The sequence below is a fragment of the Sediminibacterium sp. TEGAF015 genome, from assembly GCF_025997995.1.
In the GTDB taxonomy this organism is placed as follows: Bacteria; Bacteroidota; Bacteroidia; order Chitinophagales; family Chitinophagaceae; genus Sediminibacterium.
In genome coordinates, this window is the sequence record NZ_AP026683.1 from 1,455,569 (window position 1) to 1,472,117 (window position 16,549).

Annotated in this window: 15 protein-coding genes and 1 riboswitch; all 15 genes read right to left on the reverse strand. The window is 37.5% G+C overall.

Translation table 11 applies throughout. The features are described from left to right. Nucleotides 1–10: 10 nt before the first annotated feature. Nucleotides 11–454 (reverse strand): hypothetical protein, encoded by a 444-nt coding sequence (locus tag TEGAF0_RS06640; RefSeq protein WP_157611567.1) that lies wholly within the window; start codon nucleotides 452–454, stop codon nucleotides 11–13. A 9-nt stretch (nucleotides 455–463) separates the two neighbouring features. Then, entirely contained in the window at nucleotides 464–2,863 is a 2,400-nt protein-coding gene (locus TEGAF0_RS06645; protein ID WP_026765174.1) for a ribonucleoside-diphosphate reductase subunit alpha, read from the reverse strand. Between the two features lie 25 nt (nucleotides 2,864–2,888). Continuing rightward, nucleotides 2,889–3,878 (reverse strand): ribonucleoside-diphosphate reductase small subunit, encoded by a 990-nt coding sequence (locus TEGAF0_RS06650; RefSeq protein ID WP_264901095.1) that lies wholly within the window; start codon nucleotides 3,876–3,878, stop codon nucleotides 2,889–2,891. A gap of 99 nt (nucleotides 3,879–3,977) precedes the next feature. Continuing rightward, nucleotides 3,978–4,173: riboswitch (cobalamin riboswitch) on the reverse strand. A gap of 719 nt (nucleotides 4,174–4,892) precedes the next feature. After that, nucleotides 4,893–5,612, reverse strand: a complete 720-nt coding sequence (locus TEGAF0_RS06655) for a substrate-binding domain-containing protein (protein WP_222840112.1) — start codon at nucleotides 5,610–5,612, stop codon at nucleotides 4,893–4,895. A 34-nt stretch (nucleotides 5,613–5,646) separates the two neighbouring features. Continuing rightward, nucleotides 5,647–6,558, reverse strand: a complete 912-nt coding sequence (locus TEGAF0_RS06660) for a molybdate ABC transporter substrate-binding protein (RefSeq protein WP_187256041.1) — start codon at nucleotides 6,556–6,558, stop codon at nucleotides 5,647–5,649. Nucleotides 6,559–6,659: 101 nt separating this feature from the next. Further along, a complete protein-coding gene (locus tag TEGAF0_RS06665) occupies nucleotides 6,660–7,127 on the reverse strand; it encodes a DsrE family protein (RefSeq protein ID WP_187256042.1) in 468 nt (155 codons plus the stop codon). 102 nt (nucleotides 7,128–7,229) lie between these two features. Further along, the gene (locus TEGAF0_RS06670; protein ID WP_187256043.1) at nucleotides 7,230–8,225 is read right to left on the reverse strand and encodes a c-type cytochrome; all 996 of its coding nucleotides are present in this window, start codon (nucleotides 8,223–8,225) and stop codon (nucleotides 7,230–7,232) included. Nucleotides 8,226–8,235: 10 nt separating this feature from the next. Next, nucleotides 8,236–8,574: a hypothetical protein gene (locus TEGAF0_RS06675; RefSeq protein ID WP_187256044.1), complete on the reverse strand. Its 339-nt coding sequence runs from the start codon at nucleotides 8,572–8,574 to the stop codon at nucleotides 8,236–8,238. 97 nt (nucleotides 8,575–8,671) lie between these two features. Then, nucleotides 8,672–9,655: a YeiH family protein gene (locus TEGAF0_RS06680; protein WP_239603730.1), complete on the reverse strand. Its 984-nt coding sequence runs from the start codon at nucleotides 9,653–9,655 to the stop codon at nucleotides 8,672–8,674. Nucleotides 9,656–9,733: 78 nt separating this feature from the next. Continuing rightward, a complete protein-coding gene (locus TEGAF0_RS06685) occupies nucleotides 9,734–10,627 on the reverse strand; it encodes a LysR family transcriptional regulator (protein ID WP_187256046.1) in 894 nt (297 codons plus the stop codon). A 466-nt stretch (nucleotides 10,628–11,093) separates the two neighbouring features. Beyond that, nucleotides 11,094–11,618: a hypothetical protein gene (locus TEGAF0_RS06690; protein ID WP_264901100.1), complete on the reverse strand. Its 525-nt coding sequence runs from the start codon at nucleotides 11,616–11,618 to the stop codon at nucleotides 11,094–11,096. A 206-nt stretch (nucleotides 11,619–11,824) separates the two neighbouring features. Next, nucleotides 11,825–12,769 carry a hypothetical protein gene (locus TEGAF0_RS06695; RefSeq protein WP_264901101.1) on the reverse strand — a complete coding sequence of 315 codons (945 nt, stop codon included), beginning with the start codon at nucleotides 12,767–12,769 and terminating at the stop codon, nucleotides 11,825–11,827. Between the two features lie 165 nt (nucleotides 12,770–12,934). After that, entirely contained in the window at nucleotides 12,935–15,106 is a 2,172-nt protein-coding gene (gene katG / locus TEGAF0_RS06700; RefSeq protein ID WP_264901102.1) for a catalase/peroxidase HPI, read from the reverse strand. A gap of 14 nt (nucleotides 15,107–15,120) precedes the next feature. Then, nucleotides 15,121–15,537 (reverse strand): Fur family transcriptional regulator, encoded by a 417-nt coding sequence (locus TEGAF0_RS06705; protein ID WP_264901104.1) that lies wholly within the window; start codon nucleotides 15,535–15,537, stop codon nucleotides 15,121–15,123. Between the two features lie 306 nt (nucleotides 15,538–15,843). Next, nucleotides 15,844–16,545, reverse strand: a complete 702-nt coding sequence (locus tag TEGAF0_RS06710) for a type 1 glutamine amidotransferase (RefSeq protein ID WP_264901106.1) — start codon at nucleotides 16,543–16,545, stop codon at nucleotides 15,844–15,846. Nucleotides 16,546–16,549 lie beyond the last annotated feature (4 nt).

Genomic DNA, 16,549 nt, shown 5'->3' on the forward strand with positions numbered 1-16,549 from the left:
GTTATTAGTTTTAATCAGTTCGTTTCATCCTTGAAAATGGATAACCATTACATCCTTTACGGGGGTTAATCCTATCTGCCGTTGCTGTATTCATTGCTTCCTCCATAGTACTTGCTTTATATGTAGTAAGGCAATAACCCCAATGCCAGGGTTTCATGTTTTCAAAATACATTATGTCTATCCTTGTGTACAGCCCACCGTCCGAAGGATTAGCTTCATCATTCTTTGCAATAAAAAAATTTTCAGCCTTGTTGTACTGTAACAAGTGATACTTTATGCTTTTACCTTGCACCCATTCTTTGTTTGTAATAATATAGCTGCTTCCGTAATCATCTTTAAAGTTTCCAAGTAAGGCAGATGGCATCTGCTTTAATGTTTGCTGGCTAATTTTGGCAGTCGTATGACAAGCCGATACCAATAGCCAAAAAGCAACTATGAGATTTCTTATTTTCACTTGCTTATTTTACGAACCACAACTAATACAACCATCTTCCATATTGCAACTTGGGGCATCAGTTTGCGTTGGCTCCACATCATTATTTATTTGTGGTTGTTGATTTACTATTTCTGTTGATGGAACTACAGGGCTTATTTCATTGCTACCTTGCTTTTCTACTGTAAATTGAACAGCTTGTGTGGCGGCTTGTGTACGCAAATAATACATGCCAGTTTTTAAACCTTTCTTCCATGCGTAAAAGTGCATAGAAGTAAGTTTAGAAGTATTTGGGTTGTCAACAAATAAATTCAACGATTGGGATTGACAAATGTATGCCCCTCTGTCAGCTGCCATATCAATAATATTGCGTTGTTTTATTTCCCAAACTGTTTTGTATAATTCTTTTATGTCGGTTGGTATTTCTGCAATGTTTTGGATAGAACCATTGGCAGCAATAATTTTATTTTTCATACTGTTATTCCACAATCCTAAATTCACTAAGTCTTTTAAGAGATGTTTATTTACGATTATAAATTCACCGCTTAAAACCCTTCTTGTATAAATATTGCTTGTATACGGCTCAAAACATTCGTTGTTGCCAAATATTTGTGACGTAGAAGCAGTAGGCATAGGCGCTAATAAAAGCGAATTACGTACTCCGTATTGTTTTACCTCTTCTTTTAGCAAAGCCCAATCCCAACAGTCAGTTGGTGTTACACCCCACATATCAAATTGAAAAATACCTTTTGAAACTGGCGAATCTACAAAGGTTTCATAAGCACCTTGTTCTTTTGCCAAATCTTTACTGGCTGTCATTGCCGCAAAGTAGATGGTTTCAAAAATATTTTTATTTAACAGTTTTGCCAACTCACTTTCGAATGGCAAACGCAATAAAATAAATACATCTGCTAAGCCCTGCACACCCAAACCAATTGGGCGGTGCTTCATATTGGAAGTTCTTGCCTCTTCTATTGGGTAGTAATTATTGTCAATTATTTTGTTGAGGTTTTTTGTTACTTGATAAGTTACTTCATATAGTTTTTGCTGGTCAAACTTTCCATCAATAACAAAACGGGGTAATGCCAATGAAGCTAAATTACAAACTGCCACTTCATCAGGGCTGGTATATTCCATTATTTCAGTACAAAGATTACTGCTTTTAATTGTGCCTAGATTTTGCTGATTACTTTTACTGTTTGCAGCATCTTTATATAACATGTAGGGTGTACCTGTTTCAATTTGTGATTGTAAAATCGCAAACCACAAATCCTGTGCTTTCACTGTTTTTCTTGCTTTGCCTTCAGCTTCATATTTAACGTAAAGCGTTTCAAATTCTTTACCCCAACACTCACTTAACCCCGGTGCCTCATTGGGGCAAAACAAACTCCAATCACCATTTGCTTCCACCCGTTTCATAAACAAATCGCAAATCCATAAAGCAAAAAATAAATCTCTTGCCCTCATTTCTTCTTTACCATGATTTTTTCTTAAATCTAAAAACTCAAATACATCACTATGCCATGGCTCTAAGTAAATAGCAAAAGCACCTTTGCGTTTTCCGCCACCTTGGTCAACATATCTGGCAGTATCATTAAATACACGGAGCATTGGAATAATGCCGTTGCTTGTTCCATTTGTGCCGCCAATATAACTGCCTGTGGCTCTGATATTGTGAATGGCTAAACCAATACCACCAGCACTTTGAGAAATTTTTGCTGTTTGTTTTAGTGTGTCGTAAATGCCGTCAATGCTATCTTCTTTCATTGTTAAAAGAAAACATGAACTCATTTGAGGTTTAGGAGAACCTGCATTAAACAATGTTGGTGTGGCATGTGTCATCCATCGTTCACTCATTAAGTGATATGTTTTTATGGCACTCTCAATATCTTCTTTGTGTATGCCTATTGCAACTCTCATATACATGTGTTGCGGACGTTCTGCAATTTTTCCATCAACTTTTAGCAGGTACGATTTTTCCAAAGTTTTAAAACCAAAATAGTCAAAACCAAAATCTCTGTCGTAAATAATGGTGCTGTCCAGTAACTCTGCATGTTCTTCAATTATCTGCATCACATCATCTGCTATTAGTGGTAATTTTTTTCCTGTTGCAGCATCTGTATAATTATAAAGCCTTTGCATTGTTGCAGAAAAACTTTTAATGGTATTCTTATGCAGGTTGCTTACTGCAATTCTTGACGCAAGTATTGCATAGTCGGGATGTGTGATAGTAAGCGATGCTGCTGTTTCTGCTGCAAGGTTGTCCAGCTCTGTTGTCGGCACGCCTGCATAAATACCTTCAATGGTTTTCTTTGCAACATCAATTACATTCACCATTGGGCTTAAACTGTAACTTAATTTTTCAATTCTTGCGGTTACTTTGTCAAATTTTACAGATTCCTGCTTACCGTTTCTTTTTATTACAAACATGGGTGTAGTATATATTTAATGTTGTTCAAAAATCTTCTTCAGTTGAAAATACTTGAGTTTCTTTATTACCCATTACTCCAGCTTTTTGATAATCGCCAACTCTTTTTTCAAAAAAATTTGTTTTGCCTTGCAATGAAATCATTTCCATAAAGTCAAATGGATTGGTGGCGTTGTAAATTTTTGTACAACCTAATTCACTTAGCCAACGGTCTGCAACAAACTCAATGTATTGTTGCATCAATTTAGCGTTCATACCAATTAAATCAACAGGTAATGCTTCAGTAATAAATTCCTTTTCTATTGTTACAGCATCGGCAATAATATCCTGGACTTTTTTTTCTGACAATTTGTTTTGCAGCATACTATAAAGTAGACAAGCAAACTCACAATGTAAACCTTCATCACGGCTTATTAATTCATTACTGAACGTAAGCCCCGGCATTAAGCCTCTTTTTTTCATCCAGAAAATAGAACAGAAACTGCCGCTAAAAAATATTCCTTCTACTGCTGCAAATGCAACAAGGCGTTCAGCAAAATTTCCATTGTCAATCCAACGCAAAGCCCATTCTGCTTTTTTCTTTACTGCTGGTACAGTGTCAATAGCATGAAATAGTTTATGTTTTTCTTGTGGGTCTTTGATGTAAGTGTCAATAAGCAAAGCGTAGGTTTCGCTGTGTATATTTTCCATCATTATCTGAAAACCATAAAAGCATCTGGCTTCGGGTAATTGCACTTCACTCATAAAGTTTACCGCAAGATTTTCATTTACGATGCCATCACTTGCAGCAAAAAAGGCTAACACATGAGAGATAAAATGGCGTTCTCCATCATTTAGTGCAGCCCAATCTTTTAAGTCGCCACTTAAATCAATTTCTTCGGCTGTCCAAAAGCTGGCTTCATGTCTTTTGTATTGTTCCCAAATTTTTGGGTAATTAATTGGCAGGATAACAAAGCGGTCTTTATTTTCTTTTAAAAGTATTTCTTCTGTATGTACCATAATCAATATTTGTTTCAAAAATTTTTAGCTACAGGAGAAAAATATAGTGCTGAAAGAATGAGCCGCATGAAGCAGCGAAGACTGTCAGTACCATGCCTTTCACCCGAAAGCGTTGTTACTAAATGTTTGATTCTGGCAGGTCTTCTGACTTGCTCCATTGTTTAAAGCCTTCCCGTCCAAAATGACAGTGGCATGGGGATTAAACAACTTTGGTGGAGCTTACAGCTACGGGGATAGTTCAAGACTTAAACTTGATTCCCTTTTAATGAAATCCGCTTGTGGCGAATTGTCAACCAAAATGTGGTGTAAAATAATAACCTAAATTTAAAATTGGGGCAAGTTGTTATACACTTTATGTTGAAAACATTGGAAAGTCGCAATGGGAGGATGTTGTAAAATATTGTGGGTTGCTGATGGTAGTAATTTTTTCATATTTAAGGAGATGCCGATAAGAATTCAGTCCGCTGGGTGGTGGGTGGGCATGGGGCCTTGGCATTATTAGCTCTTGGCAAGGTTGGCTTTGTGTCGGGGTTTGTGTGCCTTGCCATGTGCTAAAAATAGCGTAGGGTCGGGTCGGCTGATTTTTGTATTTGTCGGAATGATGAATGTTAGCAGGAAGTTCGTTAGGGTGACGTACAACGAACAGGGCTTTGTGCAGGAGCGGTATTCCGTGTTCCGTCAAGCCCCGAACTGAAGATGAAAATAGTTGTTTTTGTTGATGTTTACTACTGCTGACCAACAGCGTTCTGACAAGCTGGATATGCCGCACAATAGCGAACAAAAAGTTGATGCTGCGTTTCGTCGCCCCGCTATTGCACAAAGCCCCATGTTGTACGTTCGCCTTCTGTCGGGTGTGTCATTATAACGTTTGTGTCAACCGAAGTAGGGTGTGTCCGAAGAAGCATAGGAACAAGGCAGGCTCTTTTGCAAGGTTGGCTTTTGTGTCTCGGCTTTGTGCGCCTTGCAAATGTGCCTGCCTTGGTGCGTTGGGAATCTGTCGTTAAAACTCATGTATTCAACCAATTTTAGTTATTATTCCCATCCCCACTTTTTAAAAATAATGTGTCCATCATTTGAAAGCATGAAATTTATAAATAGCTCCGATAAATCTTTGTGAGCAGACCTGTTTGTAATAGCGATTGGTGTACCTCTATAAACATTTATAGCCGTTGGAATTTTTACCAGTTGCGTTATATCTTTTAATCGGTAATGCCAGGAAGCATAAGTTATCCAGGCATCATAAGTAGTGTCTGCTTTCCATGCGGAAATACCCAATGCTGTGTTTTCAAAAGATGTTTTTATGTTTCTCTGAATTTCTTCAATCAGGTTTTGTTTTCCAGCAAGGTCTTCCCACAAGCCAAACTGGCCAGCACCATTTACGTCTAAAATGCGAATACCTTTTTTAGTAAGGTCTGCAAGGTTCTTTATGTGCTTTGGATTGCCAGGCCGTACAAGAATGGCTGCCCCACGTTTGTAAAGTTCTGTTCTTGTGCTGCTGTCAATCATTCCCGGATGTTTCAGGGCAAAAGAAGTAAGCATATATTCTGCCCCGCCAAAAATAATATCAGCATTGCTTAACGCATCACCTATCCAGTTCGCCTCCGGCCCGGCAGTAACTTTTACCACAATGTTGTGTTTTTTTCCAAATAGCTGGGCACATTCATTAATGGGTGCAAATGGACCACCGGGTCCATATACATACAGAGTATCTGTTTGCGCATTTGCTATGGCAGGCACTATGAGTATTGCCATACATGTGTATAGTATTTTTTTCATCATCAACTTTTTAATTGGTTGTAAAACCATATTTTTGATAAATATTTTTAGCCGTTTCACTGATAAGAAATTGCATAAAATCTTTTGCAGCCTGCGGATGTGGTGCAGCTTTCATTAAACCCGCCATATAAGTTGCACTGATGTTTTCTTTATCGGGTATAGTAATCATCTCAACCGGGTGGTTAATCATTTGCTGATAATATGCTTCACTATACCATACAGGTGCTGCATCGCTTTGTTGGTATAAAATACGCATTGGGGATTGTCGGTGGTGAATTTGAGTTAAATACGTACTGCTGTCTTTTACTTTTGTTTCCATAATCGTATTTTTTAGTTTTTCACCACCAGCTTTTACATAAGCCTCTTCTATACGCCTGCCAATACCTTCCCAGGCCGGGTTGGGCATACTTATTTTTACATCTTTCCCTGCTAAATCTTTCAGGCTCCTGATATTTTTTGGATTGCCTTTGTGTACCATAATGGCCAGTTTGTTATAGGCATACGCAACGGTATCGGTAAACAAATTGGTCATTTGCAAAATCCGTGTTTTACCGGCTGTATAAACATCGGGCTTTAATGTAATACGCATGTTCCCTATTGTTATGCTTCCACCTTCAATTTGATTTGCTAAAATACCGGGCGGCAGTGTTTCTGCAAAAATGCGTTGGTACTGCGGATACTGTTTTTTAAAAGCCGCAATTATATCATCAATGCACATAAACTGGTTACCTGCAAAGAATACTACTAATTGAGGGTCGTTAATATTGCCAAATAAATCCGGAACATTATCTACACCTGGCACGGTAAACATTACGGCACTTTGTGGTGGGATGTTCCAGGGTGGGTCAAAGCGGTGTTCCTGTGCATACGTTGTAATCATGGTAATAAAGCTCATTAAGATGGTTATAGATACTTTTTTCATTTTTTTTATTTTTTTGAAATAAGCTGAGGTACAACTATTAGGCTGTTGTTGCGTCGCACACTTGTACAGTTGTAGTGCTATTCGGCAGTATAAAACATGTATCATGGTTTTATTACACTCCAGCCTTCTGCCTGCCTGATGATGAGTTCACCATTACCGCTGGGCACAATGGCAATAAAGTTGTACAATTGGTCACGGTTTATTTTTCTTTCTTTTAGTGTATTGTTGCATTGAGATACGATTACTCCTTTTTCTATCAATGCTTTCAGGTCTTCTTCATATTTGCTGCCTTTCATGTAAGCATCCGTGCCACCGCCAAATGCAATTAGCTCAATTTCTATTTTACCTGCCAGCCGTGGGTCGGTTAGTGCATTATTAATATTACGGATGGCCTTCTCAATAATCTTAGGGTCATTTACATCTAACTGGTAAATGGCATGATACATTTTTTTTGTGGTGGTTGCTCCGGTAAATGCAGCATTTCTTTCTAATGCTTTGCTGGTTGTTTGTGCTGTTATTGCTGTTGTGAGCAGTACAAGGCTTAGTGCCAAAATTGATAATTGTTTCATACGTTTATATTTATTGTTTAAAAAAGTTTAATAGTAGTACAGCAGTTGAACTGATTGCGACGCAACGATGCTAAACCTAAGCTATCGCCGCTGGTAACTAAACTATTTTTTTGTTTTTTGTGCATCGCTTATTGGTTTAAAAGGGCCATACTTGTGTTGATGCTCACTGAAACTGTCTATATAGGGGCCAAAAGGAAAATCAATAGGCTTTTTAACAATATTTTTCCAGTCTGCACTTTGGTCTTTATGTGGCCGTGGCTGACTGTTTACAAATGCGGCTACGTCCCAGGCTTCTTCATCAGTTAGTTTTGGATTGTGGTATTCTGTACCGAATGGCATGTTGTTTTTTACAAATCCGGCAAAACTACTGAGGCGGTACAAGCCTGCACCATCGTTGTAACTATGTTTACCCCAAAGTGGCGGATAGCTATAGCCTGTTCCATCCATGTTCAGTTGCCCTTCGCCATTGGCACCATGGCAGCTCTGGCAGTTGGCTGTATATACCTGTAAACCTTTAGCAGGGTCGGCGGCTCTGTCAAGATATTTTAGTTTCATCAGACTGGTGCCACCTCTGGCAACACCTTTTGGCACATCATCACCTAACCATTTCATGTAAGCATATATGGCCTGCATTTCTTTAGTTGTGCTGTCCATTTTCTTTCCGTTGAGGCTTCGTTCAAAACAATCGTTAACCCGGTCGTAAATACTTTGCATACCATTATTTCTTGCCCTAAACTGCGGATAGGTTGCATACACTTTACCAAAATTATTTCCGAAAGGAATGGTGCCCCCATCTAAGTGACAATTCTGGCAGTTCATACCATTGGTAATTTGAGCAACGATCCCTTTAGTACCCAAATAATAAGAAGTGTTGGATATAAGTTCGTGACCATACCAAATTAACTTACCATTATCTGTCCAAACAGGAATTTGATATTTATTCCATCCTCTCCATACGGTATCCACCGGTTCAGAAGCGATATAAGCTGCAAAGGCTTTGTCTGCCTCTTTTCTTTTTTGATAGCCTGAAATACTTTCATTCGCTACAACAATAGCAATGATAATAAACAGCATTATGGGAAACCAATGTACTTTCATAACAATAATTTTAAACGGCTTCAACAGGGATGTTCAGGTCAGTAGCAAAATTGCAAATGGCCGCCGTTTTCATATGTTTTATCCAATGCTGCCATGCATAGCGGATAAAGCAGAAATGCGTTAAGGCTGTTACAAACAAATAGAACATTACCGGTGCAGCATAAATGAGCAGGTTGTGGTTTATTGCGAGCAGGGGCCAGGGAATAAAGATGGTGATGAACCCTCTTATCATACTTTCCTGGAAGCCTACATTTAAAACGATGTCTCTTTTAATCCATGCTTTTTTATTTAGTATCGCATTGGCAGTAACTGTATTTTCAGTTGTGTTTGCCAGTTGATTTTTTTTCATTTTGTTTGCTTTTGATTAACGATGTAAAGGTCAGTTGTTAATGAAGCCGGGAGAAATCATACAAATTAATGAGCCATAACCACAAGTAATAAGAGTGCTAGGCTAAAGAGGTTACTGCCCACAACGCAGCAGCAGATATAAGTATCCAAAGTATTACCCCTTGTATCAACGGCCTGAAGCCTACGCTTAACAATAGTTTCCTATTTAGCCCGCAACCAATAAGAAATAATGTTACCGTTAAACCTGCTTTGGCAAAATCGGTTAAGTAGTGGCTGTATTGATTTACAAAAGGCACATAAGTATTTACAATCATTGCCAAAACAAACAAGCAAATGAAATAGGGGATTTTAACTTTGCTTCCTTTATTCTTGAAGATGAAAGTTGACAAGAATGCAACAGGGATTATCCATAGTGCCCTTGCTAACTTTACGGTAGTTGCCACTTCCAGGGCATGTGTGCCATATTTGCTTGCCGCCCCTACCACTGAGCTTGTATCGTGTATGGCAATAGCACTCCACAAACCAAACTGCGTTTGTGACAAATTGATTGCATAGCCTATTGCAGGAAAAAGAAATAATGCAATAGAATTTAAAATAAAGATGGTACCGAGGGCTACTGAAATTTGCTTTTCCTGTGCTTTAATAACGGGAGAAACAGCGGCTATTGCACTACCGCCGCATATTGCTGTACCGGCACTTATGAGGTAAGAAGTTTTCTTTTCTATTTTTAAAAACTTGCCCAATAAAAAACCTATTACCAATGTGCCAATGATAGATACAATGGTAAAAATAATTCCTTCTTTACCGGCTTTCACTGCACTAGTTACGTTCATGCCAAACCCTAAACCCACTACAGATACCTGTAATAAAATATGAGTAGCTTTATGATTAAGGTGTAAATAAGGATGACCGATAAACTGGGCTATTACCAAACCCATTAACAAGGCAACAGGCGGCGAAATGAGGGGCGATATACAAAATACAAGAGCAAGTAAAAATATCAGTTCCCTGGTGGTAATGCTACGGTCTAATAATTTTTTTGCAGGTTTTTGTTTAGTTGGCAGTGCAGTTATTTCTTCCATAATGATTACTTTGTTTTTTGAAAACACAAAGCTCATTAGATTATATGCGGAAGAGAAATTGCTATTGATAATGTATCATTACCTGAAGTTATAGTGCCGGGCAAATTTCATGAAAAGGTCTGGCAGTGCCTCTGCCTGCCCATGCTGCTGGATAAAATAAAAATGGCGTTCAATATTTAGTCCTTTTACATCAATAATACAGCATTCCTTGTTTTGTAATTCCTTTAAAATTGCATGTATGGAAAGAAAGGCCATAGCATTGGAATTTAATAAATACAGCTTCATGCTTTCTGTACTGCCCAGTTCCATTTCGTTTTGCAATTGGGAAATTTTAATCCCAAATGGTTTCAACGCATGTGCAATAACTTCCAGTGTGCCAGAGCCTGGCTCTCTTAACAGCAATGGAATTTTTAGTAATTCATCGGGTTTAATCACTCCTTTTCTTGCTATTGGATGATTCATGTTAGCAACTAAGACTAATTCATCTTTTACAAATTCTGTGTATTTGAACAAATTATTTTTTGATTGGCCTTCGATAATTCCTAAGTCAATCTGTTTGTTTTCTAAAGCCTGTTCAATTTGCCCTGTGTTGTTAATACTTAATACAACTTTTATATTGCTAAATTTTTTGTAGAAAGCAGCGAGTACCGGCGGCAACACATACTGTGCTACAGTGGTGCTTGCACCAATACTTAGCTTTCCGGAATACTTCTGAGTAAATGTGTTCAATTCAAACTCAAGGTTTCGGTACACATCAAATAGCTGTTTGGTGTGCTGCAAAAGAGTTTGACCTGCTGTTGTCAATTTTATTTTAGTGCCATTGCGTTCAAACAATTTTACTTTAAAATGATGTTCAATTTCCTGTATGTGTTTGGTAACTGCCGGTTGGGTGATAAATAACTCTTCTGCAGCTTTAGTAAAGCTGAGGCGTTTGGCAACGGTGTTAAAAACCTGTAATCTAAAATCGAACATATATGTTATTGAGGCTTGATAGAAAAGTTGAAGTTACATAAAGTTGCGTTTGGGATTCCATATAAAGGCCGTTGCAATAGGTATAGTTTAATTGGGGTGATGGTGTTACGTGTGCAGATGATAACATGTTGTCGCCCCGGCGGGTGGGGCAGTGCGTTGGCATTTTTAGCTCTTGGCAAGGTTGGCATTTGTGTCCGGGTTTTGTGTGCCTTGCCATGTGCTAAAATTGCGTAGGGCAGCATTGCAAAGTTTTAAGTCGTGTCAAACTGGAATGATGTGTCCCAGTAGGGTGACGTACAACGTCCGTGGCTTTACGCTGGTTGGATAATCCGTGTTACTACAGCTGGCTTGGCCACTAAAGCCCCGATTAGTTAAAGCCAAATTACTGAAGCCCATTTGAAATACACAAGTTGATAGGCCATTGCTGAACCTCCAACTGGCGTAAAGCCTTTTGTTGCCTGCTGGCTTATTTAATTACAGCGTTTCCTTGATACTCTTTTGCTTGTTTATAGATTGTAGCACCAAGTAATTTCCATTCTAAAACCCCGTAAACAGAATAATCAAATTTATTATTATCGTTTGTCCGATTTACAATAATTGAAACCGGCCTCCAATGTATCCCACTAATTAATCCAGTTGTAGAAGAATTGGAACTAATTGGGATATTGCTTTGTCCTTGTTTATCTTTACCATACTTTATACCCAAAGTATATTTTGAAACTAAAGTGTTTTCCAAATCAATACTAACAAAATAGTTCTCATTACTTTTTAAGCTATCCTCAGGAATAAAATTCCAAGTCTTTATTTGGCTTGAATTTGGTTCTTCGTTATCACTGTTTGAGTTCCCAATAAAAGATAAAAGTCCGAACACAAAAATAACTGAAGCGAAAATCCCCAACTTTTCACGAATGAGCTTTGTCGCATTGAAGCAAATAAAGACAAAGAAAATAAAGAGTCCAACGTTTAGTAGAGACCAAAGTAGATAAAGCATATTGTTTAATTATTTGTATTTAAGAATGCTTGCAGGCAACGTCCGTGGCTTTACGCTGGTTGGACAATCCATGTTACTACTGCTGGCTTGGCCACTAAAGACTCGATTAGTTAAAGCCAAATTACTGAAGCTCTTTTGAAATACCTAAGCTGATGGGCCATTGCTGAAAGCCCAACTTGAGTAAAGCCTTTTGTTGTCTGTAGTTTTTAAATACACTCGTTCCTAACTTTGATTTTATAAGTCTCTAATTTGTCTTTTAAGTCTAACCAATTATTGACTCTAAGTGTTCCCGCTGGGTAAAGTTTGCTGTTAAAGTCTTTTGTTATTACTCGTAAACAATTAGGCATTTTCCCTTGGGTCTCAAATACAATTTGATTTATTTCGTCAATATTGTATACTTTCTTTTTCCAAAAAAAATTATGATTTCGGATTATAAAATAATTATCAGAGACCTGAAAGTAGTGCATTTGATAAGAAAATGCGATAAACCACAAAAACGAAAAGCCAGAAATAAAAAGCATCCCTTCAATGTTAACTGGAGTTTTACTAATTAAAGCTTTAAAGACAAAAAAACCAATAAATCCCCAAAGGCAAATCCCTCTTAACGAAGTAATCTGATTCCCTTTAAAAGTATCACAAATGTCAAATATGAGAGCCCCATTATCAATTGGGGAAATGGCACCTTCAGAGAATTCTATTTTATCAACAACAACCATTTTAATGAAAGATTTTATCTCCCAAGAATTTGAATACATATCATCAAATATGACTTTATTGACTCCATTTTTAAAAGTTAAAGTAGCAGCCTCCATATAAAAATTACCCAAAAAAGGAAATCTCTTCTTACCTACAAGTTCTATGTGTGCTATATCTAACCAAAGAAATTCTTCATTATTAAATGTTATTGAATTAGAATTAACTTTTAGTCTTGGTGCATTTCTGAAATAAGCATATATGACATAAACAGAGATAAAATAAAGAAAAATGCTAATAACAAGTACAAAATAATGTTTAGAGTATAAATAGTTACTACTTCGTTGAATTAAAAATTCTCGCAATAAAATAGTTGCAATAAGTTTAAGAGAAATACAGCTTAAAAATAAAACTAGATAAAACTTTAATTTATGTCTTTTAGATACTATTTCTTTCATAAAATTACAGACAACGTTTTGCGGGTTTAAGAAGTTGGCAATTGCGGAGCACAAAACTGTCTGCCAGCACTGCACTTGATACGAAGAACAAATATTCATTTAAGCACGTCACCGCCAATTTCTTAAACCCGCTGTTAGCAGCAGGGTTACTTGTTTATCGGTCTGTTATTTCAGGTCGAAACGGTCTGCATTCATCACTTTTGTCCATGCTTTTACAAAGTCATGCACAAATTTTTCTTTGTTGTCGTCTTGTGCATAGAACTCAGCATAAGCACGTAAAATAGAATTTGAACCGAAAACTAAATCAATGCGGGTTGCTGTCCATTTTGGTTGGCCTGTTTTTCTTTCAATTATTTGGTAAAGGTTATCTCCAACAGGTTTCCATGTATAATTCATATCCGTAAGATTTACAAAAAAGTCATTTGTAAGTAAACCTACATTATCTGTTAGCACTCCATGTTTTGTTCCTCCATGATTTGTTTCCATAACACGCATACCGCCAATTAAAACAGTCATTTCAGGAGCCGTTAGCCCCATGAGTTGAGTTCTGTCTAAAAGAAGTTCTTCTGGTTTTACTGCATAATCTTTCTTTAACCAGTTTCTATATCCGTCATGCAAGGGTTCTAAAAATTGGAAAGATTCAATATCGGTCATTTCCTGAGTTGAATCTCCTCTGCCGGGGCTGAAAGGAACTTCTATATTATAACCTGCATCTTTAGCTGCTTTTTCTATAGCGGCACTTCCGCCTAAAACAATAAGGTCGGCAATACTTACTTTTTTCTTTAATCCTGATTGAATTTCCGAAAGCTTATTTAATACTTTTTTCAATTTTTCAGGTTCGTTTCCTTCCCAATCTTTTTGTGGTGCTAAACGAATTCTTGAACCGTTTGCACCTCCTCTGTAATCGGAGCAACGGAAAGTTCTTGAACTATCCCACGCTGTTGTAATGAGTTCACTTTGCGATAGACCACTATTGAGTAATGTTGTTTTTAACTCTTTAATTTCAGCATCGCTTAAAATATAATCAACAGTTGGAATTGGGTCTTGCCAAATTAAATCTTCAATAGGAACATCAGCACCCAAGTATCTGCTTTTAGGGCCTAAGTCGCGATGTGTTAATTTAAACCATGCTCTGGCAAAAACATCCTCAAAATATTTAGGGTCTTTGTAAAATTGTTCTGAAATTTTTCGGTATTCTGGATCCATTTTCATAGCCATGTCGGCATCTGTCATAATAGGGTTTCTGCGAATTCCTGCTATGTGTGCATCAAATGGTTTGTCTTCTTCTTTTATATTGATTGGTTCCCATTGCCATGCTCCTGCGGGACTTTTTTTCAGTTCCCACTCGTAGTTAAGCAACAGATAAAAATAGGTATGATTCCATTTATTTGGCGTAGTTGTCCATGCTCCTTCAAGTCCACTTGTTACTGTGTCTTCCGCGTTTCCTTTTCCTTTCGGGTTAGTCCAACCAAAACCTTGTTCATGAATTTCTGCACCTTCAGGATTAGCACCCAAAATAGAAGCGTCACCATTTCCATGAGCTTTACCAACGGTGTGTCCCCCTGCTGTCAAGGCAACTGTTTCTTCGTCATTCATTGCCATCCTACTGAAAGTTGTTCGAACATCTTGTGCCGTTCGCAATGGGTCAGGTTTGCCATCAACACCTTCGGGATTCACATAAATCAACCCCATTTGAACGGCTGCCAATGGATTTTCAAGCGATTCGCTTTTTCCATTTTCAGCATATCTTGATTTACCTAACCATTCTTTTTCAGAACCCCAATTGATGTCTTTTTCGGGATGCCAAATGTCTTCACGACCACCTGCAAATCCGAATGTTTTAAAGCCCATTGATTCATAAGCCATATTACCTGCCAGCACAAATAAGTCAGCCCAAGAAATTTTGTTGCCGTATTTTTTCTTGATAGGAAAGAGTAATCTTCTTGCTTTATCTAAGTTGGCATTGTCTGGCCAACTGTTGAGAGGAGCAAAACGTTGGTTGCCCGTGTTAGCACCGCCACGTCCATCCGTTACTCTATATGTTCCTGCTGCGTGCCAAGCCATGCGAATCATTAAACCACCGTAATGACCCCAGTCGGCAGGCCACCAGTCCTGACTTTCGGTCATCAGTTTTTTCAAATCAGTTTTTACTGCATCAAGGTCCAATTTTTTAAACTCTTCCTTATAGTTAAAATTTACATCAATCGGCTTTGTTTTTGTGTCGTGCTGATGCAAGATATCAAGGTTAAGTGCTTTGGGCCACCAATCCATTACTGAGTTGTGTGTTTCTGTGTTTGCTCCTTGATGAAAAGGGCATTTTCCTTTTGTTGTATCCATGTTGTATATATTTATTAGTTTTTAAATTCTCCTGTTATTTGAAGTGTAATGTCTTTTACTTTAAATCCTTTTATTTTTTTCCTGACGAAATATTGAGTTATCATTTTGTCGAGTTCTGGGTCTTCAAAATCCTCAATCTTGTCTGTTTCGGAACAGTATAAATGATGATGCTTTTGCATTATTGCATCGTATCGCATTATATCTTTCTCGCTTTTTACTTTTTTCAAAAGTTGATTTTCTACTAATGAATCTAAAACTTTATAAACTGTCCCTACAGAAACATTAGGATGATTCTGCTTAATGTAGTCAATAATGTTTTCAGCAGTCGGGTGGTTTTTTAGTTTTACGACAGCTTCATAGATAGCAACTCGTTGAGGAGTAATCTTTAGTCCTCTTTGCTTTAATTGTCCTCTTAAATAATCAGTTGTCATTGTTATGTAACGATAATTGTTCGGCAAAGATAATAATTCTCATTTAGAAATAAATCAATTTTCGAAAATATTCTGAATCAGGCGGTAGAAAAACCTTGCTGCTAACGGTTCTCAGCTATACGCAGGCAGGGATTTTTACCACTGAACTTCCTACGAAGAACTGAACTCCAAATATAGCAATTTACTGTCCTACGAAGCACGAAACCCCTGCTTGCGTATAGGTGATGTTATGCCTTCGCCCTTCTTTTTCTGTCGTCTGTTTGGTTGTCATTTCGTGTCTGTTTAGGTGCGTTGGCTTGTATGTGTCTATTTGCTTAACTGTTCTAAAATGGCTTTCATAATTTTATTGCAGTGTCCGATATGTTGTATGCCTTTTTCTATGTCGCTCAAAGATTGAACGAAACGAGAATTTATCAAGTCGCTTTTTCCATTTTCTAACATCAGTTCAGTAGTCTGTTCGCTTACTTCCAAATGAAACTGTAAGCCGATTACATTGTCGCCATAGCTGAATGCTTGATTGGTATTTGCTTCTGATACTAATATGTTTGAGCAATTGGTGGGAATTTCAAATTGGTCTCCGTGCCAATGAAAAACAATTGGGTTGTCTTTGAATAGTTCATAAAACCAAGAAAGTTTTTTACACTGGTCAGTCGGAAATACAGGAAACCACCCAATTTCTTTGTTTTTAGCTTTCATCACTTCTGCTCCCAAACAACAAGCAATTAATTGAGCACCCAAACAAATGCCTACTACTTTTTTCTCTGCTTCAATGCTTTTTTTGATAAATAATTTCTCTTCTTCTAACCAACTAAATTCAAGTTCATCATAAACGCCCATTGGTCCACCCATTACAATCAACCAATCAAAATCGGCAATTTCAGGCAAAACAAAATCTTCATAAAATTTTGTAGCCGTTAAAATGTGATTATTCTCGTTCGCCCAAGTTTCTATATAGCCTAATCCTTCAAAGGCTACGTGTTGTAAATAATGTATTCGTAATGATTTCATTTTA